Annotated in this window: 28 protein-coding genes; 17 read left to right on the forward strand and 11 right to left on the reverse strand. The window is 31.7% G+C overall.

All coding sequences use genetic code 11. The features are described from left to right. Positions 1 to 185 precede the first annotated feature (185 nt). Both ACEW8E_RS03580 and trpS read right to left on the reverse strand, forming a co-directional pair. Complete coding sequence (locus ACEW8E_RS03580) at positions 186 to 1079, reverse strand: methylenetetrahydrofolate reductase (protein WP_373478967.1); 894 nt, start codon at positions 1077 to 1079, stop codon at positions 186 to 188. A gap of 23 nt (positions 1080 to 1102) precedes the next feature. Then, the gene (gene trpS, locus ACEW8E_RS03585; RefSeq protein WP_373478968.1) at positions 1103 to 2113 is read right to left on the reverse strand and encodes a tryptophan--tRNA ligase; all 1011 of its coding nucleotides are present in this window, start codon (positions 2111 to 2113) and stop codon (positions 1103 to 1105) included. 191 nt (positions 2114 to 2304) lie between these two features. Here trpS and ACEW8E_RS03590 point away from each other — a divergent pair, with 191 nt between their 5' ends. Both ACEW8E_RS03590 and ACEW8E_RS03595 read left to right on the forward strand, forming a co-directional pair. Beyond that, entirely contained in the window at positions 2305 to 2412 is a 108-nt protein-coding gene (locus ACEW8E_RS03590; RefSeq protein WP_373478969.1) for a hypothetical protein, read from the forward strand. After that, complete coding sequence (locus ACEW8E_RS03595; protein ID WP_373478970.1) at positions 2363 to 2479, forward strand: hypothetical protein; 117 nt, start codon at positions 2363 to 2365, stop codon at positions 2477 to 2479. Before ACEW8E_RS03590 ends, ACEW8E_RS03595 begins: the two co-directional genes overlap by 50 nt. Positions 2480 to 2507: 28 nt before the next feature. On the opposite strand, the gene ACEW8E_RS03600 is transcribed toward ACEW8E_RS03595, so the two are convergent. Further along, a complete protein-coding gene (locus ACEW8E_RS03600) occupies positions 2508 to 3356 on the reverse strand; it encodes a YaaW family protein (protein WP_373478971.1) in 849 nt (282 codons plus the stop codon). Positions 3357 to 3626: 270 nt separating this feature from the next. On the opposite strand from ACEW8E_RS03600, the gene ACEW8E_RS03605 reads away from it, so the two are divergent. The 4 genes from ACEW8E_RS03605 to ACEW8E_RS03620 all read left to right on the forward strand — a co-directional run bounded on the left by ACEW8E_RS03605 (position 3627) and on the right by ACEW8E_RS03620 (position 7207). Continuing rightward, a complete protein-coding gene (locus ACEW8E_RS03605) occupies positions 3627 to 4106 on the forward strand; it encodes an NAD(P)H-quinone oxidoreductase subunit N (RefSeq protein WP_373478972.1) in 480 nt (159 codons plus the stop codon). A 101-nt stretch (positions 4107 to 4207) separates the two neighbouring features. Then, positions 4208 to 4897, forward strand: coding sequence for a salt stress protein, Slr1339 family (locus tag ACEW8E_RS03610; RefSeq protein ID WP_373478973.1), 690 nt, complete (start codon positions 4208 to 4210; stop codon positions 4895 to 4897). 5 nt (positions 4898 to 4902) lie between these two features. After that, on the forward strand, positions 4903 to 6210 hold the full coding sequence (locus ACEW8E_RS03615; RefSeq protein ID WP_373478974.1) for an AMP-binding protein: 1308 nt from the start codon (positions 4903 to 4905) through the stop codon (positions 6208 to 6210). Positions 6211 to 6280: 70 nt separating this feature from the next. Then, a complete protein-coding gene (locus ACEW8E_RS03620) occupies positions 6281 to 7207 on the forward strand; it encodes a TIGR01777 family oxidoreductase (protein WP_373478975.1) in 927 nt (308 codons plus the stop codon). 187 nt (positions 7208 to 7394) lie between these two features. On the opposite strand, the gene ACEW8E_RS03625 is transcribed toward ACEW8E_RS03620, so the two are convergent. Together ACEW8E_RS03625 and ACEW8E_RS03630 are read right to left on the reverse strand one after the other, a co-directional pair. Then, positions 7395 to 8027, reverse strand: coding sequence for a PEP-CTERM sorting domain-containing protein (locus ACEW8E_RS03625; protein WP_373478976.1), 633 nt, complete (start codon positions 8025 to 8027; stop codon positions 7395 to 7397). 302 nt (positions 8028 to 8329) lie between these two features. After that, the gene (locus ACEW8E_RS03630) at positions 8330 to 9556 is read right to left on the reverse strand and encodes a bifunctional sterol desaturase/short chain dehydrogenase (protein ID WP_373478977.1); all 1227 of its coding nucleotides are present in this window, start codon (positions 9554 to 9556) and stop codon (positions 8330 to 8332) included. 117 nt (positions 9557 to 9673) lie between these two features. Here ACEW8E_RS03630 and ACEW8E_RS03635 point away from each other — a divergent pair, with 117 nt between their 5' ends. From ACEW8E_RS03635 to thrS, 4 genes are all read left to right on the forward strand, one after another. Further along, entirely contained in the window at positions 9674 to 10081 is a 408-nt protein-coding gene (locus ACEW8E_RS03635; RefSeq protein ID WP_373478978.1) for an STAS/SEC14 domain-containing protein, read from the forward strand. Then, a complete protein-coding gene (locus tag ACEW8E_RS03640) occupies positions 10068 to 10496 on the forward strand; it encodes an HNH endonuclease (protein WP_373478979.1) in 429 nt (142 codons plus the stop codon). Before ACEW8E_RS03635 ends, ACEW8E_RS03640 begins: the two co-directional genes overlap by 14 nt. Before the next feature lie 35 nt (positions 10497 to 10531). Beyond that, on the forward strand, positions 10532 to 11770 hold the full coding sequence (locus tag ACEW8E_RS03645) for an LL-diaminopimelate aminotransferase (RefSeq protein ID WP_373478980.1): 1239 nt from the start codon (positions 10532 to 10534) through the stop codon (positions 11768 to 11770). A gap of 156 nt (positions 11771 to 11926) precedes the next feature. Then, entirely contained in the window at positions 11927 to 13726 is a 1800-nt protein-coding gene (thrS, locus tag ACEW8E_RS03650; protein ID WP_373478981.1) for a threonine--tRNA ligase, read from the forward strand. 146 nt (positions 13727 to 13872) lie between these two features. Here thrS and ACEW8E_RS03655 read toward each other — a convergent pair whose 3' ends face one another. Beyond that, entirely contained in the window at positions 13873 to 14715 is an 843-nt protein-coding gene (locus ACEW8E_RS03655) for a biotin--[acetyl-CoA-carboxylase] ligase (RefSeq protein WP_373478982.1), read from the reverse strand. 32 nt (positions 14716 to 14747) lie between these two features. Between ACEW8E_RS03655 and ACEW8E_RS03660 the strand changes: the two genes are divergently transcribed. Further along, positions 14748 to 15182, forward strand: coding sequence for a DUF3038 domain-containing protein (locus tag ACEW8E_RS03660; protein WP_373478983.1), 435 nt, complete (start codon positions 14748 to 14750; stop codon positions 15180 to 15182). 12 nt (positions 15183 to 15194) lie between these two features. On the opposite strand, the gene ACEW8E_RS03665 is transcribed toward ACEW8E_RS03660, so the two are convergent. Next, positions 15195 to 16085, reverse strand: a complete 891-nt coding sequence (locus tag ACEW8E_RS03665; RefSeq protein ID WP_373478984.1) for an alpha/beta fold hydrolase — start codon at positions 16083 to 16085, stop codon at positions 15195 to 15197. Between the two features lie 319 nt (positions 16086 to 16404). On the opposite strand from ACEW8E_RS03665, the gene ACEW8E_RS03670 reads away from it, so the two are divergent. From ACEW8E_RS03670 to ACEW8E_RS03690, 5 genes are all read left to right on the forward strand, one after another. Next, positions 16405 to 17412, forward strand: a complete 1008-nt coding sequence (locus ACEW8E_RS03670) for a sulfate ABC transporter substrate-binding protein (protein WP_373478994.1) — start codon at positions 16405 to 16407, stop codon at positions 17410 to 17412. Between the two features lie 68 nt (positions 17413 to 17480). After that, on the forward strand, positions 17481 to 17783 hold the full coding sequence (locus tag ACEW8E_RS03675) for an NIL domain-containing protein (protein ID WP_373478985.1): 303 nt from the start codon (positions 17481 to 17483) through the stop codon (positions 17781 to 17783). 44 nt (positions 17784 to 17827) lie between these two features. After that, on the forward strand, positions 17828 to 18691 hold the full coding sequence (cysT, locus tag ACEW8E_RS03680; RefSeq protein ID WP_373478986.1) for a sulfate ABC transporter permease subunit CysT: 864 nt from the start codon (positions 17828 to 17830) through the stop codon (positions 18689 to 18691). Then, the gene (gene cysW, locus ACEW8E_RS03685) at positions 18678 to 19490 is read left to right on the forward strand and encodes a sulfate ABC transporter permease subunit CysW (RefSeq protein WP_373478987.1); all 813 of its coding nucleotides are present in this window, start codon (positions 18678 to 18680) and stop codon (positions 19488 to 19490) included. Before cysT ends, cysW begins: the two co-directional genes overlap by 14 nt. Positions 19491 to 19634: 144 nt before the next feature. After that, positions 19635 to 20657, forward strand: a complete 1023-nt coding sequence (locus ACEW8E_RS03690; RefSeq protein ID WP_373478988.1) for a sulfate/molybdate ABC transporter ATP-binding protein — start codon at positions 19635 to 19637, stop codon at positions 20655 to 20657. A gap of 204 nt (positions 20658 to 20861) precedes the next feature. Here ACEW8E_RS03690 and ACEW8E_RS03695 read toward each other — a convergent pair whose 3' ends face one another. From ACEW8E_RS03695 to ACEW8E_RS03710, 4 genes are all read right to left on the reverse strand, one after another. Further along, positions 20862 to 21341 carry a dihem cytochrome c family protein gene (locus tag ACEW8E_RS03695; RefSeq protein WP_373478989.1) on the reverse strand — a complete coding sequence of 160 codons (480 nt, stop codon included), beginning with the start codon at positions 21339 to 21341 and terminating at the stop codon, positions 20862 to 20864. Between the two features lie 57 nt (positions 21342 to 21398). Then, positions 21399 to 22307 carry an AAA family ATPase gene (locus ACEW8E_RS03700; protein ID WP_373478990.1) on the reverse strand — a complete coding sequence of 303 codons (909 nt, stop codon included), beginning with the start codon at positions 22305 to 22307 and terminating at the stop codon, positions 21399 to 21401. Between the two features lie 103 nt (positions 22308 to 22410). Beyond that, the gene (locus tag ACEW8E_RS03705) at positions 22411 to 23481 is read right to left on the reverse strand and encodes a hypothetical protein (RefSeq protein ID WP_373478991.1); all 1071 of its coding nucleotides are present in this window, start codon (positions 23479 to 23481) and stop codon (positions 22411 to 22413) included. A 64-nt stretch (positions 23482 to 23545) separates the two neighbouring features. Further along, on the reverse strand, positions 23546 to 25159 hold the full coding sequence (locus ACEW8E_RS03710) for a hypothetical protein (protein WP_373478992.1): 1614 nt from the start codon (positions 25157 to 25159) through the stop codon (positions 23546 to 23548). A gap of 107 nt (positions 25160 to 25266) precedes the next feature. Here ACEW8E_RS03710 and ACEW8E_RS03715 point away from each other — a divergent pair, with 107 nt between their 5' ends. After that, positions 25267 to 25755, forward strand: coding sequence for a hypothetical protein (locus tag ACEW8E_RS03715; protein WP_373478993.1), 489 nt, complete (start codon positions 25267 to 25269; stop codon positions 25753 to 25755). Positions 25756 to 25953 lie beyond the last annotated feature (198 nt).

Here is a 25953-nt window from a genome sequence, read left to right on the forward strand (position 1 = left end):
TTAGGCATTTTTGCTCAAAAAACAGGGTAGTATTATACAGTTACAAACTCTAATTTCAAAAATCAAAACCATTAAAACCTTTGCCCTTTGCCCATTGCCCTTTGCCCTACCCCTTCCTCAGACTTTTTCAGCAACCCCTAAGTAAACTTGTCTTAAATTCATTTTCTTTGCCCTCTTTAAAGTTACTAATTACTTAGGGCTTTTATGTCTGCTAAGTCTAAGATTTGCGGAATTAAATCCTCTTTTTTGACTGCCATTAAATGCACTCCTTGACAAATATTTTTCGCACTTTTTATTTGCTCGGCTGCTATTTTTATTCCTTCTTCTAAAGGTTTTTCTGCTTTTTCTAGTCTTTTAATTATCCTTTCTGGTATCTCAACTCCGGGTACATTCTTGTTAATAAATAAAGCATTTTTTGCACTTTTTAATAAGAATATTCCCGCTAAAATTGGGCGATCGCATCCTACGGCAATATGATTCATAAATTGATCTAATTTATCAAAATCAGTAATTAATTGACTCTGAAAAAACTTTGAACCAGCCATTAATTTTGCTTCAAAACGACGCTGTAAACCTGATAAACTATTAGATTGAGGATCAACAGCAGCTCCAGGAAATAACTCTAAATTACCATCATGTAAGGGTTTATTATTAATATCAAAACCGTCATTTAATTTTCCAATTAACTTTAATAATCGCACAGATTCTAACTCAAAAACTGCTTTTGCTTGGGGATGATCTCCAGCTTTTAAAGGATCGCCTGTTAGAGCTAAAATGTTTCTAATTCCTAAACTATAAGCACCCATTAAATCAGCTTGTAAAGCAATAGAATTTCTATCTCTTCCTGTTACTTGACAAATAGGCTCAATTCCCCTTTGTAATAATAAATAACAAGCCGCAATGGATGACATTCTTAATACTGCTCTACTACCATCGGTAATATTGACACCATGTACTCGATTTTTTAACAACTCAGCTACTTCTAACATTCGTTGAGGATTTCCTCCTTTTGGAGGTGTTACTTCCGCAGTGATTAAAAATTCTTTATTGACGATGGCATTTTGAAATTTATTGATCATATTTTAGGCTTTTTTACTGATTACTAAGAAGTTATTATTAAATATCCCAAGGCATCTTTAACCCGTTTTAAGGTTATATTTGCCACACTTTCCGCTTTTTCTTTTCCTTCTTTTAACACCGAATCTAAATAATTTTTATCTGTCATAATCTCGTTATATTTAGTCTGAATAGGAGTTAAAGCGTTAATAATTGCATCTGTCAAAAGGGGTTTAAATTTACCCCAACCCATGTCGCTACATTCTAAAATTACTTCTTCTTTCGTTTTTTCTGTTAAGATACCGTATAATCCTAATAAATTATTACATTCTGGGCGATCATTAGCAAAATTTAAGCCCATAATAGTATCAGTTTTACATTTTTTGATTTTTTTCTGAATATCATCAGAAGAGTCTAATAAGCTAATTCTACTTAATGGTGAAGGATCAGACTTAGACATTTTTTTTGTACCATCAGCAAGACTCATTATTCTAGCACCTTCTTGACGAATTAGAGGTTCAGGAATTTTGAAAATAGGATTTTTTTCCTCTCCAAATTTATCATTAAAGCGAATAGCAATATCTCTAGTTAACTCTAAATGTTGTTTTTGATCTTCACCTACAGGTACTTGATCAGCATCATACAACAAAATATCCGCTGCCATCAAAATAGGATAATCTAATAAGCCAACGCTGACATTTTCTCCTTGTTTAATGGCTTTTTCCTTAAATTGGATCATCCGTTCTAACCAATTAAGAGGCGTAACGCAGTTTAATAACCATGCTAACTCACTATGGGCGCTAACGTGAGATTGAACAAAAATCGTCGAATAATTTAAGTCGATACCACAAGCTAAATATAAAGCGGCAATGGTGTAAGTATCTTGTGCTAAAGTAGCAGGATTATGAGGTACAGTGATGGCGTGTAAATCCACTACACAGAAAAAATTATCATAGTTAGGCTGTAATTCTACCCAGTTACGAATCGCCCCTAAATAATTTCCGATATGTAAATTTCCTGTGGGTTGTACTCCTGATAAAACACGCTTTTTAGTCATTATAATTGCTCAATTAGATACTCTACCGATTTCAAAGGGTGATTATATCATTTATGAGGTGGAGATTTTTAGATTTTTCTTTCTTCATAAAACTTAATATCTGAACACTTATTCATTTTTTCTGCTAATATGTTAAACAACACCTGAATTAATGTTCATAGATTCAGTAATAAAATTGGAGATAAATTATTATGACTACCGCAACCATTACCCAAATGAAATGTGCTTGTCCTTCTTGTTTATGTATAGTTGATATTAGTAGCGGTTTACAAAAAAAATGGTCAGTATTTCTGTTCTAGTGCCTGTGCTGATAACCATAAAAATGGAGAAGCCTGTCGTAACAATGGCTGTAACTGCCATAGTTAATAGGTAATATTTTTTCTCTAAATCTTATTCAATAAGCCATCACTTGCCAATCGTCACTACGGGTAAGACGAATTTGAGCTAAAGTAAAAATTACAGGTATTATTCTTGTATAATTAGTGGCGATCGCCCTCCAACCTAAATCTGCAAGAAAATATCCCCATAATACTGGACCTAAGAAAGTAAATATACTTCTTACAGCCGTATATCGAGCAGTACTTATTGCCATACCTCGTTTAGCCATTTGTAGAGTAAAATGATTTTGTAATTGAGTAGCCGTAGCGATACTACCATTAATAATAGTTGTTTTAGCCACTTGATAGGTAGCGAAATGTAATGCAAATTGTTGGGCAATTTTTTGTAGTAACCAAGGTTTTAAAATGGAACTTACAGCTACAACACTGCTACCCTGCAATAAAATTCTAACAGGATCATGTTGCAAACTCAAGGGCAAGGGTTCAGGATTTGTGGAATCGGCTAGAGAAGAAATAACCTTACTTTTAAGAGATTGTTGTTGGGATGGCGGTAATTTATGCCATGCTTTTTGTAATAAATTTAAGAAAATTTCCCCCTCAATATCAATAGTCGTCATTTGTTGAGAGTAGGGGATTTTAAGATAACGACACACCTGAATCAAAATATCTCGATAAGAAACTCCATCGGTTTGACGACGCAACACAGTAACACCATCAGCGCCTAAAAAACGAAAACGCTTTTCAATGGAATCTAGCCATCTTTGCCAATCTTGACTTTGGACATCTAAAGGGTTTGGTGTGTGTAAATAATCAATGGGATTGAATTTTCGACAAAACAGAATTTGAGTAACTTGTTGCAATTCTTCTTCTGTGGCTAATTCTAACACAGCTCTTAATTCATTCAAAATATTTATTCCTCATCACACACAAATTAATTAACTGTTATTATTATAAGAATTTTTACTAGAAAAAGAGTTAATTCAGCCTTTTACTCCAATTCTTCGGGAGTTCAATTGAACTTACTCCCAAACTTGGGGATAAAGGAGACAAGTGCGTAAGTTTTATAATTATTTAACTATCTTACTAGCTTTGAGCTTAACTGGATCAGATTCACCCTTGTCCTATTATAATCAAAGAAATTGAGATGGATATTATTAGTAACCATAAAAAAAATTATGCCATTATTAACTACAGGAAAAAGTTTTATTCGAGATTTAGAAAAATCAAGCATTTTAGCTGTATATGCACCTCTTGAAGGGGGTTTTGAAGGACGTTATCAAAGAAGATTACGCACATCAGGTTATCATACTATTAATTTTTCTGCTAGGGGATTAGGTGATTTAAGTTCTTATTTAACAGGTATTCATGGAGTACGCCCTGCCCATTTAGGTAAAAAAAATATTGATCAAGAAGGTGCAGTTGGCCCTACTTATTTTATTCCTCCTATCGCCCTTTCTCAACTAGAAAATTTACCAGTTTCTTCTAAAGGTTTAGTTTTATGGATTATTGAAGGTTTTGTCCTTTCTAATCAAGAAAAAGAGTATTTAATTAGTTTAACAAAACAACAACCTAAAATTAAAGTAGTTTTAGAACTTGGTGGGGAGCTTTATTTCCGTTGGCAAACCTTACAATCTATATTAGATATAGCTGCTTAGGTTTTTTATGGGGTAGAAAAAATACTTTTTTTATTAACTATCTACCCTATAATTTGTCAAAAAAATGTTATAATTAAAATGTTATATACCTAATTTTAGCTATGGGTAATATAGATGATATTTTTGCTCAAATTGAAAATAAGTATCAAGAAAAACAGCAAGATAAAAATACTGTTAACAACACTATTAATATTTATTGTCAGCCAGTGATGAATAAAGAAAATAAAGATAATATAGACTCTTTCTTATCGGAGATAGAAAATACTAAACAATCTCAGAAACAAGAAAAAAAACATCCTGATTTATTAACAGATATTCAAGCTAAATTTCAACAACAAAAATCTACCACTGGGAAAAAAAGCGATACTTCACAGGATTTATTAACGGATATTGAAGCTAAATTTCAACAACAAAAATCTACCACTGCAAAAAAAAGTGATACTTCACAGGATTTATTAACGGATATTCAAGCTAAATTTCAACAACAAAAATCTGTCAAAAAATCTGATAAACAATCGTCTATTGCTGAATCATCTTTACAAAATATAGCTGAAAACTTTAGTCAAAAACAGTCAGAAATAAAACAACATAAAAAAGTTGATAATTTAGAAGATATTAGACAAAAAGAATTAGAAAAACAAAGACAAGAAAAACAATTAAGAAGAAAAGCAGAACTTTGGTTAAAAAATTTAGATTCTTATTCCGATGAAGGTTTTTGGTTTGAACAATTTGCCTTATCTTATCCTTCTAAATTAGATGCAGCTATTGATTATCTTAGAGCATTACAGTGATTTTAATGAATAATAAATTATCTATATTATCACAGTTAAAATTATTAAATACTCAATGGATATTTAACTATAAATCAGAAAACTTAGAAAAATTAATAACAGATTATATCACTAAAATTAATTCCTATAATGACATTAAGAGAAAACCAATTATTTTTATTGCTGAAACAGAATCTAATAAATTTATTTCTGCTTTTTTCGCTAGTATTATTACTAATAGTTGTGTCTTTTTAATTAATCCTCATTGGCAGATAAGAGAATGGCAACAAATAGAGAAGATAGTTAAACCAGATATTATTTTTGGTAACATTAATTATAATTTTTCTTCTATTAATCAAAATTCACCCAGTTTTACGGGAATTATGATTCCCACTGGCGGTACATCGGGTAAAATTAAATTTGCGATTCATACATGGGAAACTTTAACAGCTTCGGCTATGGGTTTTTATCAATATTTTGGTAATTTATCTATTAATTCTTACTGCTGTTTACCCCTTTATCATGTTAGTGGTTTAATGCAGGTTATACGCAGTTTTATTACTGAAGGAAAGTTAGTTATTAATAGTTTTCAAAACGTCAAAAATAACTTAGAAATTATTGAAGATTATCAAGATTATTTTATCTCTTTAGTGCCTACTCAACTACAATTTTTTCTCGATAATAATCCTCAATATTTAACAAGATTTAAAACTGTTTTAGTTGGTGGTTCGTCTATTTATCCTCATCAAATACTATTAGCAAATAAACATAATATTTCCTTAGCTTTAAGTTATGGTATGACAGAAACAGCTTCAGGTATTAGTATCTTAAAACCTAGAGAAATTCAAGAAAATAATTATAATAATGGTTATATTTTACCCCATATTCAAGTTGTTCTCAAGGAAGAAAAAGAAGATATTATTAAGATAAAATCAACTTCTTTATTTAAAGGTTATTATCCCCATGTTAAAACTATAGATATTTTTATTACCGATGATGTTGGTTATGTAGATAAAAAAGGTTATTTATATATTTTAGGGCGTAATAGTCAGAAAATAATTACGGGGGGAGAAAATATTTTTCCTTTAGAAATTGAAAGGGCAATTTTAGCTACTAACTTAGTAAAAGATGTCTATATAATGGGGCAAAAAAATGATTATTGGGGAGAAATTATTACAGCTTTTTATGTACCTCTTAATAGCAGTATTAAAACAGAAGATATAAAAGCAAAACTTGTATCTGAAATTGCTAACTATAAAATACCAAAAGTTTGGGAAAAAGTAACAGAAATTCCTCGTAATTCTCAAGGTAAAGTTACCATAATTAATAATTAGATAAGATTTCCCTAAAAATTAATTATTGGTAGAATAGTAATTTAATATTAATCACAAAAAATAAAAATTAATGAAAATAGCGATTACTGGTGCAACAGGTTTTATCGGTACAAAATTAGTAGAAAAATTAGCCAAAGACAATCAAATTATCATTTTAACCCGTCATGTTGATAAAGCTAAATCCCTTTTTTCCCCTGCAATTTACTCGAATTTAGAATTTATTAACTATACTCCGAAACAAGAGGGTAATTGGCAAAATAAAATTGATGGTTGTGATGCCGTTATTAACCTTGCCGGGGCACCTATTGCTGAAAGATGGAGTGATAGTTATAAGCAGGAAATTCTTGATAGTAGGCAGTTAGGCACAAGAATTATTGTGGATGCCATAGCTAAATCTAATCAAAAACCCCAAGTATTAATTAACGCTTCAGCCATTGGTTTTTATGGTACGAGTGAAACAGAAACTTATACAGAAATTAGTCCAGCAGGGGAAGATTTTTTAGCGCAAGTATGCCAAGCATGGGAGGGGGAAGCTGACAAAGTAACAGAAATAGGAATAAGATTAGTAATTTTACGTTTCGGTATCGTTTTGGGCAATGGAGGCGCTTTAGCTAAAATGATACCACCTTTTAAGATCTTTGCTGGAGGGCCTATTGGTGGAGGTAAACAGTGGTTTTCATGGATTCATCGAGATGACGTAGTAGAGATGATCATTCAAAGTTTAAAAGATAATAACATTCATGGTACTTTTAACGCCACTGCACCTTATCCTGTCACCATGAATAAATTATGTAAAACTTTAGGAAGTATTTTAAAACGCCCATCATGGCTACCAGTACCGAGTTTTGCTTTAGAATTACTGTTAGGGGATGGTGCAAAAGTAGTTTTAGAAGGGCAAAAAGTTTTACCACAAAAAACTACAGAATTAATGAATTATAATTTTCTTTATCCTAACCTTGAATCAGCACTAAAACAGATTATTACTACGGAGTTTTAAAAATTATTATTTTCCCCAAACTTGGGGATTAAGGGGCAATTTTTTACATAATTTATGCCCAAAAAAAGAGGAAACTTTGACATTTCTGTCTTTTAAGTTCCCCGTATTTCGATTAGTAATGAATATGTACTTAGTAATAATTAATTCTAATTGGATATTTGATGTGAAAAAAGAATTAACTAATCAATTAAACGGTTTCTTTTTGTAATTGTTGTTTTTTTCTTTTCATACCTACACCAATACCACCAGCTACTAAAGTACCTAAGATAGTTAAAGGTTCAGGAACATCGTAGTTGGGCACTACAGTAACTGTACCACCAGTTAATCCAGCGATTTGTGTTACCCCACTTTGAATGTATCTATCACTAGATCCAAAACTGATGTCTTCATCAAAAGGAATTAAGGTGGTTGACTGCCCTATAGTATCAAAAGTTGCGAGGGAAGTGCTGAATAATAAATTCAAAATTCTTCTGTCATTAGGACTCACACCAGTACGAATTTGAAATGCAGTACCTGTAAGAGTACCAAAAGAAGGTGCGGAAGTAGGAGTATAGTTAAAAGGGTTAGCTAATCCTCCAGTGGCACTAGAAAGTGCCGAAGCAGTACTGATAAAGTTCCAGTTACTATAGACATTAGTAGTTGTATCATAAAGGAAGCTACCAGTTAGAGTACCGCCTCCAGCAAAATTGGCACCAGTAAGCTCAAATTTTAGGTTTAAAGCCTCAGCAGAATTTGGAGCTAATAAAGAAGCAGTGGTAGCTAAACCAAGAGTCATTACTCCTACGGCTAATTTATTTTTGAAAAAGGATTGGTTAGACATTTATTCTTTTGTTTTGTTGGTTAAGGATTAACGATAGATAATTAACACTCACATAATCTAATTAACGATTTTGAGTGATTTTTTTTGTCTAAAAGTACTTAATAGATTAAGTTTCTTTTTAGTTGCGATGGATTTCACCGCTTAGTAGCGTCACCTACTATTTAAAGGGAATAATAACAGTTATTTCTGTCAAAGGGAATACTAAATTTAAGTTTGACTTTATTTTAGTTACTCTGAATTTAATACCGTCATTATATGCCCTAATAGTATCTTTTATTATATTTTTTTGTCAAGGGGGGAAATTACTTAGTTAGAACTTTACAATAACTTAACATTAGCCATTCTTTGAAAGGAAAAATAACATAAGTAAAAGGATTTATTGTTACTATAATATCACGAAAATCTCTGATGGCTAAATTAACAATTTGCTTGGCTACCCAATCCCCTGACATAACGCCTATTGGGTTAAGTTTACTCTTGAAAGGACCTAGTATTAATTTGCGAATAATGATGGGAGAATTAACTCTTTTTAAGGTTACTAAATCCCCCATTGTGCGCTTACTAATTTCATAAAGAGGACTAAAAGCAGGATTTACTTCGGCTTCGGAAGTATTTACCCAGATTTCTTTTGTGGCTTTATCCTGATTATTCTTAACAGTTTTTAAAAATAATTCCATCATTCGCCAACCTGAAAAAGCATTTATTTCGTAAGATTTTTCAATGGCTTCGGCGGTTTTTTCACCATAAACGTTAATGCCATGATTGAGAATTAATATATCAATTTTTTCAAATATATTAGTTAAATTAGATTCTTCTCCCACTTGCCATGAAAGGGTTTTGATGGGAATTTGCTCATTTCTAACGTCAATAAATAATTCTTGATTTTGAGATGTTAAGGCGGTAACTTTTGCCCCTTTTAAATATAATTGTTTGATTAATGCTTGTCCTAGTGTCCCATTTGCCCCCGTAACGGCGATTTTTTTTCCTTTTAAAGATAATGCTGTACCCATGATGCGATCAACTATAGTAAATGTACCGCAAAAATAAGCATTTTGATCATCGAAATGGTGTCGCCAATGATAACTACGATTTACGAACCAATGAGCGGGAATAGTGGTAAAATCTCCTTGACGATGGGTAGCGTCAGTAATTTCATCTGCATAGGGTATTCCTAAGCCTCTGGCGATGGCACTACCTGTAAATGATAAGGTATAAAGTGACCCTAACCATGCTAACCATTGATAGTTAGGTGAAATCCATCCTTGAGAGATGAATAATAAAGCAAAACCGATGCTAAATATTAGCATAACTAAAGATTCTGGTACGTCATTATACCAATGGGCTTGACGATAAATTTCCACACTGTTAACGGATAAATCTGGTTTAAAAACTCGGTGATGCCATGAGTGTAAACGAGATAAAGGTGTCCAAATATGGGCTAAATAATGGTAGTAGTCTCTGACTAATTCTACCCATATTATGGAGCATAGGGCGATGGCAAGAGCTATCAATAACGAGTTGTTAATCATGGAATAAATAAAAATAGCAAAATTTTGATAAAACTATAATATTGTAACAATAGACAATAGACAATTCAATTAAATTTATTATATACTAAAAGAAAATTTAAAATAATCTAGTCAAATATGCCAAAAATTAAACTAGAAGCTCAATTATCTCAAGAAGATTTATTTCAAGCAGTTAAACAATTAACGATAACAGAATTAGAAGAATTTACCCAAAATGTTATTGCTTTTAGGGCGAAACAAATTACTCCTAATTTATCAAAAAAAGAAGCTAATTTATTATTAAAAATAAACCAAGATGTAGATAATAAAATTCAACAAAGTTACAGAATATTGATCAAAAAAAAAGAAGCTGAAAATTTAACAGAAAATGAATACCAAGAATTATTAAATTTAACGGATATATTTGAAAAATATCAATGGAAACGCTTGAAAAATCTAACTGAATTAGCAACTTTACGGCAATGCTCACTTAGTCATTTAATTGAAGATTTAGGAATTAAACCAAGTAATAATGAAGGATTATAAACTTACTGAAGAATTTAAAAATAGCGTTAGATTAAGAGCAAAAAATTGTTGTGAGTATTGTATTAGTCAAGAAAAATTTGCCACTCAAAAATTTTCTATAGAGCATATTTTACCTATTAGTAAAGGAGGTAAAAATAATTTAGATAATTTAGCTTTAGCTTGTCAGGGTTGCAATAATCACAAATATAATAAAACTGAAGGATATGATCAATTAAGTGATCAATTTGTCTCTTTATATCATCCTAGAAAAAATAATTGGCGAGATCATTTTAGATGGAATAATAATTATGATTTAATCATCGGATTAACTCCTATGGGTAGAGTAACAGTAACGATTTTGCACTTAAATAGAGAAGGTTTAGTTAATTTACGTCAAATTTTGTACCCTATAGGAGAACATCCTCCTCTCAAATGATAAACTAATGAAAATAATCTTAACAAATATTCATAATGGCTAGAATTAACGATAATTACTTAAAATTAAAAGCTGGTTACTTATTCCCAGAAATCGCAAGACGAGTTAATGTTTTTGCCCAAGAAAACCCCAATGCTAATATTATCAGATTAGGTATTGGTGATGTTACCGAACCTTTACCAAAAGCCTGTCGTGATGCTATGGTTAAAGCTGTGGAAGATATGGGCGATCGCAGTAATTTTAAAGGTTACGGACCTGAGCAGGGTTATGGTTGGTTACGGGAAAAAATAGCCCAACATGATTTTCAAGGTAGAGGGTGTGATATATCCGCCGATGAAATCTTTATCTCCGATGGTTCTAAGTGCGATACTGGCAATATTCTTGACATTTTTGGCAAAAACAACAAAATCGCTGTTACTGACCCTGTTTACCCCGTTTATGTGGATACTAACGTTATGGCAGGAAACACTGGGGATGCCAACGAAAAAGGAGAATATGAAGGTTTGGTTTATCTTCCTATTACCGCAGAAAATAATTTTACCGCCGAGTTACCCACAGAAGCAGTAGATTTGATTTACCTTTGTTTTCCTAACAATCCCACAGGGGCGATCGCCACAAGAGAATATTTGCAGTCATGGGTAGAATATGCCAAGAAACATGAAGCGATTATTTTGTTTGATGCTGCCTATGAAGCGTTTATTACTGATCCTAGTTTACCTCATTCTATCTATGAAATTGAAGGGGCGAAAGATTGTGCCATCGAATTTCGCTCATTTTCCAAAAATGCTGGGTTTACGGGTACACGTTGCGCTTTAACCGTAATCCCCAGAAATCTGACAGGTAAAGCGGAAGACGGCACAAAAGTAGAAATTTGGAAACTATGGAATCGTCGTCATTGTACTAAGTTTAATGGTGTTTCTTATATTGTCCAAAGAGGTGCAGAAGCGGTTTATTCGGAAGAAGGAAAAGTACAGATTGCAGAATTAGTCAAATTTTATTTAGAAAATGCCCAAATTATCAGAGAAGAATTAACTTCATCAGGGTTAAAAGTTTATGGTGGAGTTAATGCACCTTATGTGTGGGTAAAAACTCCAGATGGTTTATCCAGTTGGGATTTCTTCGATAAGTTATTACACAATGTTAACGTAGTTGGTACGCCCGGATCTGGTTTTGGTGCAGCAGGAGAAGGTTATTTTCGTCTTAGCGCTTTTAATAGTCGTGAAAATGTCATTGAAGCGATGAAACGGATTACTAATACCATGAGTTTTGTTTAACTCTTGCTCAAAATTTAGTCTTTTATCTCCCTGAATTATATTAATAAGGGGGATTTTTTTATTCAAATTTCAATTATAAAGTTTTTACAATCAAAAAGCAGTTCCTAACTGTTGTAAGATCATCATCTATAAGCATCGAGCATTATATTTATTTTTATGTCTAATCAGTCTATTAAACTACCTCGCACCAGTGAATCTGAAAACTTAAAGAAAATTCGTCATACCACTTCCCATGTGATGGCGATGGCGGTACAAAAATTATATCCTAATGCACAAGTAACCATTGGCCCTTGGACAGAAAACGGTTTTTATTATGATTTTGATTTGTCAGAACCCTTAACAGAAAAGGATCTTAAGGTGATTAAGAAAGAAATGATCAAAATTATTAATCGTAAATTGCCTGTAACTAGAGAAGTTGTCAGTAGAGAAGAAGCTCAAATGAGGATCAAAAATATTAATGAACCTTATAAATTAGAAATTTTAGACGGAATTAAGGATGATACCATCACAATTTACCATTTAGCAGAAGAATGGTGGGATTTATGTGCCGGTCCTCACGTTGACACCACCGCAGACTTAAATCCAAAAGCTATTGAATTAGAAAGTATTGCAGGAGCTTACTGGCGTGGTGATTCTAATAATAAACAGTTACAACGATTATACGGTACAGCATGGGAAACTCCTGAACAATTAGCAGAATATAAAAGACGGAAGGAAGAAGCCTTAAAACGAGATCATCGTAAGTTAGGTAAAGAATTGGGTTTATTTATATTCTCTGATTTAGTGGGGCCAGGTTTGCCACTTTGGACACCAAAAGGTACTTTAATTCGTTCAACTTTAATGGATTTTTTGAAAAAAGAACAAACCAAGCGCGGTTATTTAGAAGTAATTACACCTCACATCGCTAGGGTTGATTTATTTAAAATTTCTGGTCATTGGCAAAACTACAAAGAAGATATGTTTCCCATGATGGCTGATAACGGTGAGGAAGCAGAAAAAGAAGTTGGTTTTGCTTTAAAGCCGATGAATTGCCCTTTTCATACTCAAATTTATAAAAGTGAGTTGCGCTCTTATCGTGATTTACCTATGCGTTTAGCGGAATTTGGCACGGTATATCGTTATGAACAATCTGGAGAGTTAGGCGGTTTAACAAGGGTTAGAGGCTTTACTCAAGATGATTCCCATTTATTTGTAACACCTGATCAATTAGAAGAGGAGTTTATTAGTGTTATTGACTTAATTTTAACGGTATTTAACAGTTTAAAACTGAGTAATTTTAAAACTCGTGTTAGTACTCGTGATCCTGAATCTGATAAATATATTGGTAGTGATGAAGGTTGGGAAAAGGCTGAAAATGCTATTCGTCACGCCCTGAAAATCAAAAAAATGGATTATTTTGAGGCTAAGGGAGAAGCGGCTTTTTATGGGCCAAAATTAGATTTTATTTTTCAAGATGCTTTAGAAAGAGAGTGGCAACTCGGTACAGTTCAAGTTGATTACAATTTACCTGAACGTTTCGACTTGGAATATACCGCCCCTGACGGTACTCGTCAACGTCCGATTATGATTCATCGTGCTCCCTTTGGCTCTTTAGAGCGTCTTATTGGCATCTTAATTGAAGAATATGCGGGAGACTTCCCACTGTGGTTAGCACCCGTTCAAGTGCGTTTAATGCCTGTTAATGATGATTTTTCGGGGTACTGTCAAGATGTTTGTCAAAAAATGTTACTCGCTGGTATTCGTGCAGAAGTTGATAACAGTAACGAAAGGTTAGGTAAGATGATTCGCAACGGTGAGAAGCAGAAAATTCCTGTTATGGCTGTGGTGGGCGGTAATGAGGTTGAAAATAATACTCTCAATATTCGCACTCGTGCTTCTGGGGAATTAGGCGCTATTTCCGTTACTGAAGTTATGGAAAAATTAGGTAGTGCGATGGCAAATCATGGAGATTTTTAGGTATAGTACTCTAAAATTGTTGGTAAAATTTCGCCCCCTTGCCCCCAATTTTGGAGGAAATTATAAAATTTCGCCCCCTTGCCCCCAATTTTGGGGGAAATTAACTGATTATTTTCTTAGGAGTCAAATAGGATTGCTATATCAATTCAAAAGGACTTGTTTTTAGCTTTTTTTTCGGTTAATTGGTAGTAGTTTTGGGTTAATTTATCGTAAGAAATACTATAATTATGAGGAGAAAAACTCATTTTACTACTAGCACCTAATGAGGTTATTTTTACTTGTAAATGTCCTTGAGAATTAATGCCTGAAATTTCTCCTTTTATTTGTTCTATTGTCACTTTATCTTGGAAATTATACATTAACTTATTATAATTATTTACAAGATGATTAATACCTAAATCAAGATATTGTTGATAACCTTTCAGAATACCTAAAATTATTATTGTTGCTAAATTATTAACAGACGTTATGGTAACTTTATTCGTTTTTTGATAGTAATTGTTTAAGCTAATACTATTATTATAAATTTTGTTTTCATAATTTATTCCGACTCCCATTACTACTTCTTTAATTATCTTTCCTTCACTTCTGGTTTCACACAAAATTCCCCCTAATTTTTTACCTTCTAAAATTAAGTCATTAAGCCATTTTATTTGTACGGGAATCTTATATGTTCTTAATTCTTTCACAATACCATAAATACTAAATAAAGTTAAATGATTAATAAATTCTATAGATAAGTTAATTTCTAATATTATACTTAAATACAAACCTCCTAATGGCGATCGCCAAATATTACCCCGTTGCCCTTTTCCTGCGGTTTGTTGTTTGGCAATAACGAAAAAAGGAGGCATAATATTTTCTTGCCTTAATTGCCATATTTGATCATTTGTAGAAGATAAGTTGTCATAAATATAACCATTAATGGTATTGTGTTTTACAATTATAGATGAAAGATTTTCAGGTAAATTAAGACTTATTTGCTTCATTATTCCTATTAATATTAATAATATTTTATCTTATGTTAGAAGAACAAGAAAACTTAATTGATGTGGAAAAAGTTAACAATACTCCCCATAGAATAAAACTAATTTATTTAGGAATTTTAGCATTAGGAATTAAGTTAGAATCAACAGTTATTCCTATTAGTAAATCTGAGTTAGATATTTTGATAGAATATTTAGCAGAACTTTTACAAAAAAATGATGAATTAATCAGAAGAGCTTGTTCTTTATTGGAACAAATTGATAGTTCAGAAAATACTAACTATTATTATGGTATAGTTAAGGACTATTTGGATAAGTTTTTATTGCTATCTCAATCTCATGAATCTTTGAGTATCGAAATTAACTCAGAAATTCAAAATTCTTTAGCACTTAAAACTTTAACAGATTTATTATTTTATAGTAGTAAATCAGGAAAATATTTTCTGAAACATCAGCTACAATGTTTATAAATTAAAATATTTTTATCCTAATTTTTCTGTTACCCAACTTGTAATTAAACCATTAATTTCTTCAGGTATTTCATCATGGGGACAATGACCAGCTCTAACATATACTTGAGTTAAATTACTATAATGTTTTTTAAACTTTTCTCCTCTTTCTTGCGATCGCATCCAAGGATCAGCTTCTCCCCAAATATTAAGTAAAGGACAGTTCATTTTCTGTAATAATTGATCAATTTTTTCTCCTTGAGGACTTTTAAATACAGAACTAAATACTTGTAATGCACCATCATCACAGGAAGGGCGATAAATATCTTCAACTAATTGATCGGTAATGGCAGTAGAATCTAAATAGACTTTTTCGAGAGTTTTGCGAATATTTTTTTTGTTGCGTAATCGCTGAAACAAAAGATAAGTAATCCAATCTTGTTTTAATAACCAACCGCTAATTTTTTGAACAAAAGTAGTTTTTTTGGTTACATTATCAGAAAAAGGGCCGGCACTATTAAGTAAAATAACCCCTTTTACATTGTGATGATACTCCGCCGCAGTACATAAACAAGCGTAACCACCTAAAGAATTTCCTGCAATAATTGTTGGTTGCTTAATTACTTCTGTGATAAAGTCGTTTATTTGTTCACGCCAAAGATTACCCGTATATTCCCATGACGGTTTACTAGATCTGCCAAATCCTAACATATCAATAGCCCACACGGAAAAGTTTTCTTGTAACTGATGAATATTTTTACGCCAATGGTCAGTAGATGCACCAAAACCATGTACTAATAATAAAGTTGGTTTATCATCATCACAATTTCCTGCTTGTACATAGTATATTTTTTGTTCGCGCCATTGCCAATAGTTACCTTCTAAGGCGTTGACATAATGAATGGAATCCTTAGTAATAGTCATTAATGTTATGTTTTATAAAGTTATGTTAACTATTATAAACAGATTAATAGCTGAGTAAAGCATCAAATTTTCAGGAAATAGAAGATAGAAATAAATGTATATATTAAGCCTTAACTATTTATTTTTGTCAATGATTGACTCCTGTTGCTAATTTTGCCCTCAAAAAAAGTTTTTATTAATTCCAAAAATAATTGAAAATGTATTGAAAATATTTTAGTTATCATTTAAGATATTATGGAGTTAAGATTAAAAAACAAAAAGGATGAAAAAGCAAACAAGATTAATAAGTGGATTTATCATTGGTTTAGCTATTAGTGGTATGGTGGGCGCTTGTTCCAATCCTAACAACACAAATCAGACAGAAAATAATACCAGTAACCAAAATAGTGGTAATCAGGAAGTAAAACTAACCTTAGTCAGTTATGCTGTAACTCAAAGTGCTTACGAAAAAATTATCCCTAAATTTGTCCAAGAATGGGAACAAAAAACTGGTGAAAAAGTTATTATTGAACAAAGCTATGGTGGATCTGGATCACAAACTAGAGCCGTTATTGATGGATTAGAGGCGGATGTTGTTGGTTTAGCTTTATCGGCGGATACTCTGAAAATTCAAGAAGCAGGATTAATTGAACCGGGGTGGGAAAAAGAAGCTCCAAATAATGGTATTGTAACTCGCTCCGTGGTGGCTTTAGTGGGTAGAGAAGGAGGTAAAACAGCAAAAACTTGGGCAGATTTAGCAAACCCCGACATAAAAGTTATCACCGCTAACCCAAAAACTTCAGGGGGTGCAAGATGGAACTTTTTAGTATTATGGGGAGCAATTACTCAATCTGGTGGTGATGCCCAACAAGCTCAAGATTTTGTTACCAGTGTCTATAAAAATGTCCCCGTGTTGCCAAAAGATGCACGAGAAGCTACGGACGTGTTTTATAAACAAGGACAAGGAGACATCTTGATGAATTATGAAAATGAGATTTTATTGGCTAAATTGAAGGGTGAAAATCAACCTTATGTCATACCTACAGATAAAAATATATCCATTGAAGGGCCTATTGCTGTAGTTGATAAAAATGTAGATAAGCGAGGTACAAGGAAAGTGGCTGAAGCATTTGTGCAATTTTTATATACCCCAGAAGCCCAAAGAGCATTTGCAGAGGTGGGTTTTCGCCCCGTAGATGAAACGATATTTGAAGAATTTAAAGATCAATATCCCAAAGTTGAGAAGTTATTTACTGTAGAAAATTTCGGAGGTTGGAAACAAGTTCAAAAAGATTTCTTTGATGATGGAACTATTTTTGATCAAATTTTTTCTAATCTCAAAAAATAGTAATAATCTGTCTATTTTAACTTTTAATTATTAAGTTACTAATTACTTTAAATAAACCCATAAATAATATGAACAAACCACTAAGATCTCTCAAAATATCTTTACATATTCCTCCTGAATATCATCAACAACCTGTGATTTTTCAATTAGCATCTGATTATAATTTAGAAGTTAATATTACCTCAGCTTTATTAGGAGAATCTGCTGGGAATGATGGTTGGTTTAACCTTCTTTTAAAAGGGACAAAAGAATCTATTACTGAAGGTTTAAAGTTTTTATCTGATAGTAAAATAGAAATTTGGAATCATAAATATGAAGATCAATCCTTAATTGAAAATTGGAATTTTGAAGGTTGGTTATTAGATGATTAATCAGTATTTTTTATTAAAATTATTCTTAAAAACTTATTAATAATATGGTCAACTTTTTTCATGAATCCCCTCTAGTGATAAAATCAGAAAAACTTACTACAATATTCTCAAAAATATCTTTACCTTGGACAATAACTATTGGTTATTTAACTATTATGTTATTAATTCCAATGGCTGCATTAATTCTTAAATCTTCTACTTTAGGATTTGCTAAATTTTGGGAAATTGCTACTTCAGATATTGCTATTTCTGCTTATCAAGTAACTTTTATTACCGCTCTTTTTGCAGGTTTTATCAATGGCTTAATGGGAACTTTATTGGCATGGGTATTAGTTAGATATAAATTTCCGGGTAGAAAAATATTCGATGCCATGATTGATATTCCCTTCGCCTTACCTACCGCCGTAGCAGGATTAGTTTTAGCAACCGTCTATAGCGAAACGGGGTGGATTGGTAGATTATTTGTACCTTTTGGTATTAAAATCGCCTTTTCTCAGTTAGGGGTATTTGTGGCAATGTTATTTATCTCTTTACCTTTTGTTGTAAGAACATTACAGCCAGTATTGCAAGAGCTAGAGAAAGAAACCGAAGAAGCCGCTTGGGCTTTAGGTGCAAATGATTGGGAGACTTTTCGCCTTGTCATTTTACCTCCTCTAATTCCTCCGATTTTAACGGGAATTGCTTTAGGATTTTCGAGGGCTGTAGGAGAATATGGCTCAGTTGTAGTTATAGCTTCTAACATTCCCTTTCAAGACTTAATCGCACCGGTTTTAGTCTTTCAACGCCTTGAAGAATACGACTATGTAGGAGCAACGGTTATTGGTGCTGTATTACTTTTTATCTCCTTAATTCTTTTATTAGTAATTAACTTCTTACAACAATGGGGGCGTGGTTATGCCGAAAATTAAATCTGTGGAAACTTGGCTAATCATAATTTCTTTGGTGTATTTAGCCTTAATTTTAATTATTCCTGCCATTTCAGTGTTTTATGAGGCTTTTCATAAAGGAATACAACCTTTTCTTGAGGCTTTACAGCAACGAGAATTTGGGGAAGCGGTAAAACTTACCATTATTATTGCAGTGGTAACAGTGCCTTTAAATACAGTTTTTGGACTTTGTGCGGCTTGGGTAATTGCTCGTAACGATTTTAGAGGCAAAGCATTTTTAATGAGTTTAATTGACTTACCATTTTCTATCTCGCCAGTGGTAGCAGGTTTAATGTTGGTGTTGCTATACGGTAGAAACGGATGGTTTGGAGGGTTAATCAAGTATTTTGACGTAAAAATCATCTTTGCCTTACCCGGAATGATTCTAGCGACAATTTTCGTTACTTTTCCTTTTGTGGCAAGAGAAGTAATCCCTGTGTTACAGGAGGTGGGAACTGAGCAAGAAGAAGCCGCGCGTACTTTAGGTGCAAGTGATTGGCAGATTTTTTGGCGAGTCACTTTACCTACTATTCGTTGGGGTTTACTTTATGGAGTGTTACTGACTAATGCTCGTGCTATGGGCGAATTTGGAGCGGTAGCGGTGGTTTCTGGTAGTATCATCGGGCAAACGGCAACGTTACCAATTTTCGTAGAATTAGCCTATAAAAACTATCAAACGGAAGCGGCTTTTAGTGCGGCAGTAGTTTTAGGTTTATTAGGTGCTTTAACTTTAATTTTCAAGGAAATTTTAGAGCAAAAAACCAAGATTGTTGACACTTAAGAATTTTGCCTCTAGCCTCCAATTCTGGGATTTGCTCCCCTTACCCCAATTCTGGGGGATAACATTGATTAAAAGTCCCCAAAGTTGGGGATTTAGTGGCTATTAATTAAACAAAATAAAAATCAAATAAACAGGTAAAAAATTATGAGTATTATTGTTAATAATGTTTCTAAAAATTTTGGTAGTTATCTAGCTTTAGATAATATCAATTTAGAAGTTAAAACTAATACCTTAGTGGCTTTATTAGGTCCTTCAGGTTCAGGTAAATCAACTCTTTTACGCACTATTTCTGGCTTAGAAAATCCTGATACTGGTTCAATTCTTATTAACGGAAAAGATTCCACAGGAGTTGATATTCGTAAGCGTAATATTGGTTTTGTTTTTCAACATTATGCTCTATTTAAACATTTAACTATCCGTGAAAATATTGGTTTTGGTTTACAAATTCGTAAAACACCTCCAACGCAAATTAAACAAAAAGTATCGGAATTGTTAAATTTAATACAATTAGAAGGATTAGGCGATCGCTATCCTAGTCAACTATCAGGAGGACAAAGACAACGAGTAGCGTTAGCTCGTGCATTAGCAGTACAACCTCAAGTATTACTTTTAGATGAACCTTTTGGAGCGTTAGATGCTAAAGTGCGTAAAGAATTAAGAGCATGGTTAAGAAGATTGCATGACGAAGTACATATTACTAGCGTATTTGTAACCCATGATCAAGAAGAAGCGATGGAAGTAGCCGACGAAATTGTCGTCATGAATAAAGGCAGAATTGAACAAATCGGCACACCTGCTGAAATTTATGATAATCCTGCTTCATCTTTTGTAATGAAATTCATTGGAGAAGTAAATATTTTACCTTCTAATGCACCTTTATTTGCTCAGAATATTCTTGATAATTTAGGGAATGATGTATTTGTTCGCCCCCATGAATTAGATATATTTTTAGAAAATGATGGTAACAGTAGTAAAGCTATTGTGAAAAGAATTATTCACTTAGGTTGGGAAATTCAAGCAGAGTTAATTATTGGTGATAATTGGGAAATTACAGCTCATTTGAATCGAGAAAAATTTGATAATTTAGGTTTACGTCTTAATCAAACTGTTTATATAAAACCTAGTCGTGTTAAGAGTTTTAATGATAATTCTGTAGCGGTATTTTAGTTAAAATGAATCAAATTTAATAATTAGAGATTAATAATATTTATGTTGATTTTTCTCTATTCTTTATTAGCTTTTTTTAGAAGAATTCTTATTATAATCAGATAAAAAGAATTTGGATTAATGCACAAAAAAAGAACTTAAAAAAGGGATAAAAAATATTGATTTAACTTTAGCAAGATTTGAGTTTAAAAAGTTTTAAATATATTATTCCTTATAACTATAGTCAAAATTTTGAGCTTGAGAATGACATTCAATACAGCTATTAATAGTAATAGTAGAAGAAAAATTTATTTGGGGATGAAGTGCGAAAAAATAACGAGATTGTGCCATATATTTTGGTTTAATTTCGTCTTTTAATAATTGTCTTGAATAATTTTGTAAATATTGCCACATTAATCTTTGAGTAAAACCAGTCAAACCCTCAACTTTTGTTCCATAATGATTCGTGGGAGTTTCTAAAATTTCTTGCCATGTTTCTTGAGGTAAAACTGACGGTGGAATAGGTATATGACAAGTTGCACAATTTTCTAAATATAAATCTTCCCCAATTTTAAAATTTCCCGTGGCTTTATCTACAGATGCCATCGCCATAGAATCAAAACTACGAGACGCACTCCAGCCTATAACGATACTCCAGCTAAGAATAAAGCTAATAATAATGGTAATCCAAGCTCTTTTATTCATTTTTAACCTTAATCAATTTTCATGACCTATTATAGTAATTAATTCAAGAGTGCTTAATTATTCTACCGCCACGGTATTTAATAAACGAGCAACGATTACTTTCGCATTTCTACCACCAGCGGGAATAAGACGATGAGACAAGACATTTGGCGCTAAAAATTTGATGTCATCAGGGATAACATAATCTCTACCCTCTAAAAATGCTAATGCTTGACTGGTTTTTTGCAATATTGATGTACCACGAGGGCTAACTCCTAAAGTAATATCATCATCATTACGAGAAGCGGTAATTAGATTAACTATATATTTTTGTATTTCGGGAGCTACTTTTACTCGTGAAACCTGTGTTTGTAAATCCATAACCTCGGCTAAAGTAATACAAGGAGAAAGCTCATTAATGGAGGTAGAATTTAATTGTCTTTCCAACATTTGCAACTCTTCTTCAAAGGAAGGATAACCTAAACTTAAAGATATAGCAAAACGATCCATTTGTGCTTCAGGAAGGGGAAATGTGCCTTGATATTCAATGGGGTTTTGAGTAGCGATGACAAAAAAAGGTGAAGGTACAAATCTAGCGACACCGTCAACGGTGATTTGTTTTTCTTCCATTACTTCTAATAGCGATGATTGAGTACGAGGTGTTGCTCGATTAATTTCATCGGTTAATAGTATATTAGCAAAAGCTGGTCCTGATAAAAATTCAAATTCTCTAGTGCTAGGATTCCATATATTTGTACCTGTAACATCACTTGGTAATAAATCAGGGGTACATTGAATACGTTGAAATTTTCCATCAATTGAACGAGCAAGAGACTTAGCTAGTAAAGTTTTTCCCACTCCGGGTACATCTTCTAGTAAAGCATGACCACCACTCAATAAGGCAACTATTACTAATTTTATCGCATCTTCTTTACCTACGATTGTACGCGCTAAATTTTCTTTGAGAATGGTAATTTTATCTCTCATTAATGGTGATTTCCTGATATTTTTTCTTTCTTTAAGTATTTTATCTTAGATTTATGCTTATAGTTATTACTTTTTCTATAAAATCTGACAAATTATACAACTATTAAAAGCTAATTTCTCCTGATTCGATTAATAACCATATATCACCATTTTTTCTTAACTTTGCTGGTTTTTTGATCAGAATATTGTTAGCAGACACAGCAACAGGAATTTCATTATCGGCGATAAATAGTTTAGTATAATGGGCTAATTTTAAAGTCATTTTATCAAAAATCATTTGAGGATCTAAAAATAAAAATTCTTCGTTATCTACTTTTTTTAAGATATATTCCCCTTGACTATTTGCTTCTAAATTGATGATATTAATACTATTTTCTAAAAAATTTTTAACGGTGTCTTTTGTTAATTTTAATTTAGTAAATCCTCCTTCTGATTCAGCAAACTTGACAGGATTATCGTAGTATAAATTAAGATATTCAACATAGGCTGGTTCTAATTTTTTTAATCGATTATCTAAAAATTTAATGTCTTTTGCTAATTGAGAATTACCTTGATTTAATTTCTCTAAAACAGTTAATAATTGTTTTAAACTAGCTGGGATTTTATCTTCGTTATTAGTCAGATTTTGTAAACCTAAAACTATTTTTTTTATAGCAGTTTTTTTACCTAAAAATAGTTCTCCTTTTTGTTTTATCTGCCATTCATTACCACTGGGTAAAATTTCTAAAATTGCTGGTTTAACTAAAGTAAATTCTTCTTCTTTATTATTTTCTTCTCCTCGAAGTAAGAATAAATAATTAATAGTTTTTAAACGATATATTTTTAACTGAATATTAGCATTTGGTAATAAATAATAGTTTTTTCCTTCATCATTTTCTAGTAAAATTACCCAATAATTTCCTTTATTAACTTGATTTAGAATTATTTTCCCTTCAGTTTGTTTTCTATAACTTTCCTCTGATAAAGAAACCGTTACAGCATAGGCATCTAAAATATGAGAAACATCGTTATAAAAATCAATTAGTTTAGTCAAAGAAATATCAAGAGGTTTTGGTGATTTATTAACTAAATTACCGTTAATAATTACTGCTTTTTCTGATTCTAATTTAGTTATTCTTTTTTCTAATTTTTGTACATAAGTAATTATTTTTTCTAATTCAGTATTATTAGCCATAAATCATTATTACGTTATTAACAAGTTTAGTCAAATTATTATTTTGATAATGTCAGATTATAATTTAATTTTTTTGAATAGCAAAACAAAAGTTTCCGATAACAGGATCATTTTCACTATTACTTAAATTTGCTAAACTTAAATTCTTTAATTTATTCATAAAAATAGATAAATTTTGTGTTTTTGAACCATCATTATTCTGATTATTTGCATTCCAAGTATTCCACCAATCTAATCCGATTAAATCATCTAAAATTAAGTTAACTTCAAATAAATAAACATCAGAATTAGGTAAACTTTGTAAATTAATATCTGTGATAAATTGTAAAGTTTCTTTTTCTTTATCTAACTTTAAATCTTTCAGAACTAAACCTTGTTGTAAAGAGTTATTATTATTGAGTGTAAAAAATTGTTTATTAGAGGAATTTTTAGGTAAATTATCGATTTTTTCTGGGGTTTCTTCTTGAGGTTTATTTTCAGTTTCTTTATCGGATTCTGATTTTTCTACCGTTGATTCTGTTACCTGATTATCAGAAGAAAAAGTATATACTTTAGTATCAGTTTTTAAATTATTTTCATCCATCGATAATGAATAATTACCACCTTTAATCTTCTCAACTGTGGGAAATGCAACTTGATAATTAAGGGTTAGTTTAGGTTCAATATTATCAACTATACTTAATAATTCATAAGGTTCATTATCAGGATTTTCAACACTAACAATAACGTTATTATCTTCTAAGGCAAAAACTCTCTCTAAAGAATTATTTTCTGGTAATGTACTTTTACTTTTTCTTTCATCAAGATTGCCTAAATTAATCATATTTTGTACTAAAACTTTTTGAGTAGGAAAAATAAACATTTCACTATTATTTTGAATTTCTTTATCTAAGGTTTTTAACTCATCAAAATAGTTCGCAATTTGCTCATATTTACCGATAAATAACACATAAAAAGGACGAAAAGCCTCCTCGGTTTTACCTTCCGTGCTATAGTTAAATTTAGCTTTTCCCGTATTTGGATTATAAATAATACCGTTAAATTGACTTTTTACTGCCCAAATTCCTACGGTATAATCTTGATTTTTTTGCTCTTTATTTAAGTAATTTTGTGCTAAAACTTCAGCAATTTTTCCGCCATCATCTCCTTCTAAATCCGTAACGATTATAGTTAATTTATCTTTCCCGTTTACAGGAGGCTTTATTGCTGAATGAATAGGACTTGAAACTGCTTTATAATTACTGTCATTACCATCATAAAAATTTTTAGAAGTAGCATTATTGACAAAATTATTGCGAGTGAGAATTTTATCATCTCCAATGCGTTTATATTCTAAATTAGTTTTATTATTGGTGTCAATAACGGCAGAAGCCAATAATTGCAAGGCTTTAATATAATTATTATTAGGAATAGTAACATAACCCTCCATTGAACCACTACCATCAACATTAACAGATATATCTAAATCACTCCTGTTATTGTCAGTTTGAGTAGAAGTTTGTGTTAAGTCTGTCATACAAGATAACGTTTCTTCGGGAGTTTTTTGACAACTGGTTAATGTAGATAAAGAAAAAATTAGAAAAAGTAAAGATTTAAAGGTATTTTTACCGATGTTACCCATGAATTGACGATAATTTTGTATAGGTTTATTTTCAATATATTTTAAGTTGTCGAACAAATATTGAATTATATTTCTTTTTTTAAGATTAAGATTGGAGTTTAATATATATTAAAGTATAACAACTTTTTTATAAACACTAAATCTAATTATTGAGATTAAAAATAATGAAAGTCGGAGAAATTATTAGAATTATCATCTTTGCTTTAGTGGGTTTTATACTCATGATGTGGTTACAACCGTTACTTTATGATCAAAAATTTTTCGGCGTAATTAGAAGTATTCCTTTTAGGGATTGGATTAAACAATATACCCTTGCGGCTTGGATTATCTTTAGCTTTTCTCTTGCTTTTACGGTTTTATGGTATGTAATATTACTTAAAAATCAAAATGGCGATGCTAGTTCTTTTAAGTTACTTTGGTATGTAGGTTTATTTCTCCTAGTAATTATTGTCAGTATCACGGTTTATTTTAATAATCAAGATGAAAACGGAGAGTTAATTCAAGAAACCTTAATTTCCATGATGGGATTATTCTTATTTAACTCTTTATTTTTGCTTTATTGGCTACCTACGGTTACAAGTACACCAGGACTCTTAAAAAAGAAAACCGTACCCGGTGCGATAATGATTAATGGTTTCATGAATAGAAATTAACGATAAAATGAGGAAAAATCATGAGTTTTTATGTAATAGGTATTGGTGGTACTGGTGCTAACGGTACTTAAACAAAAATTATGCCCAAACAAAGCCCAAACTTGCTTTATAATTAGTAAATACCTCAATATTATCTTTTAACCATTGAAAAAAGCGAAAAGATATGGCGGTGCGAAACGCTTCTAAGGCTTCACCAAA

It is taken from the genome of Geminocystis sp. (assembly GCF_041753295.1).
Taxonomy (GTDB): Bacteria; Cyanobacteriota; Cyanobacteriia; order Cyanobacteriales; family Cyanobacteriaceae; genus Geminocystis.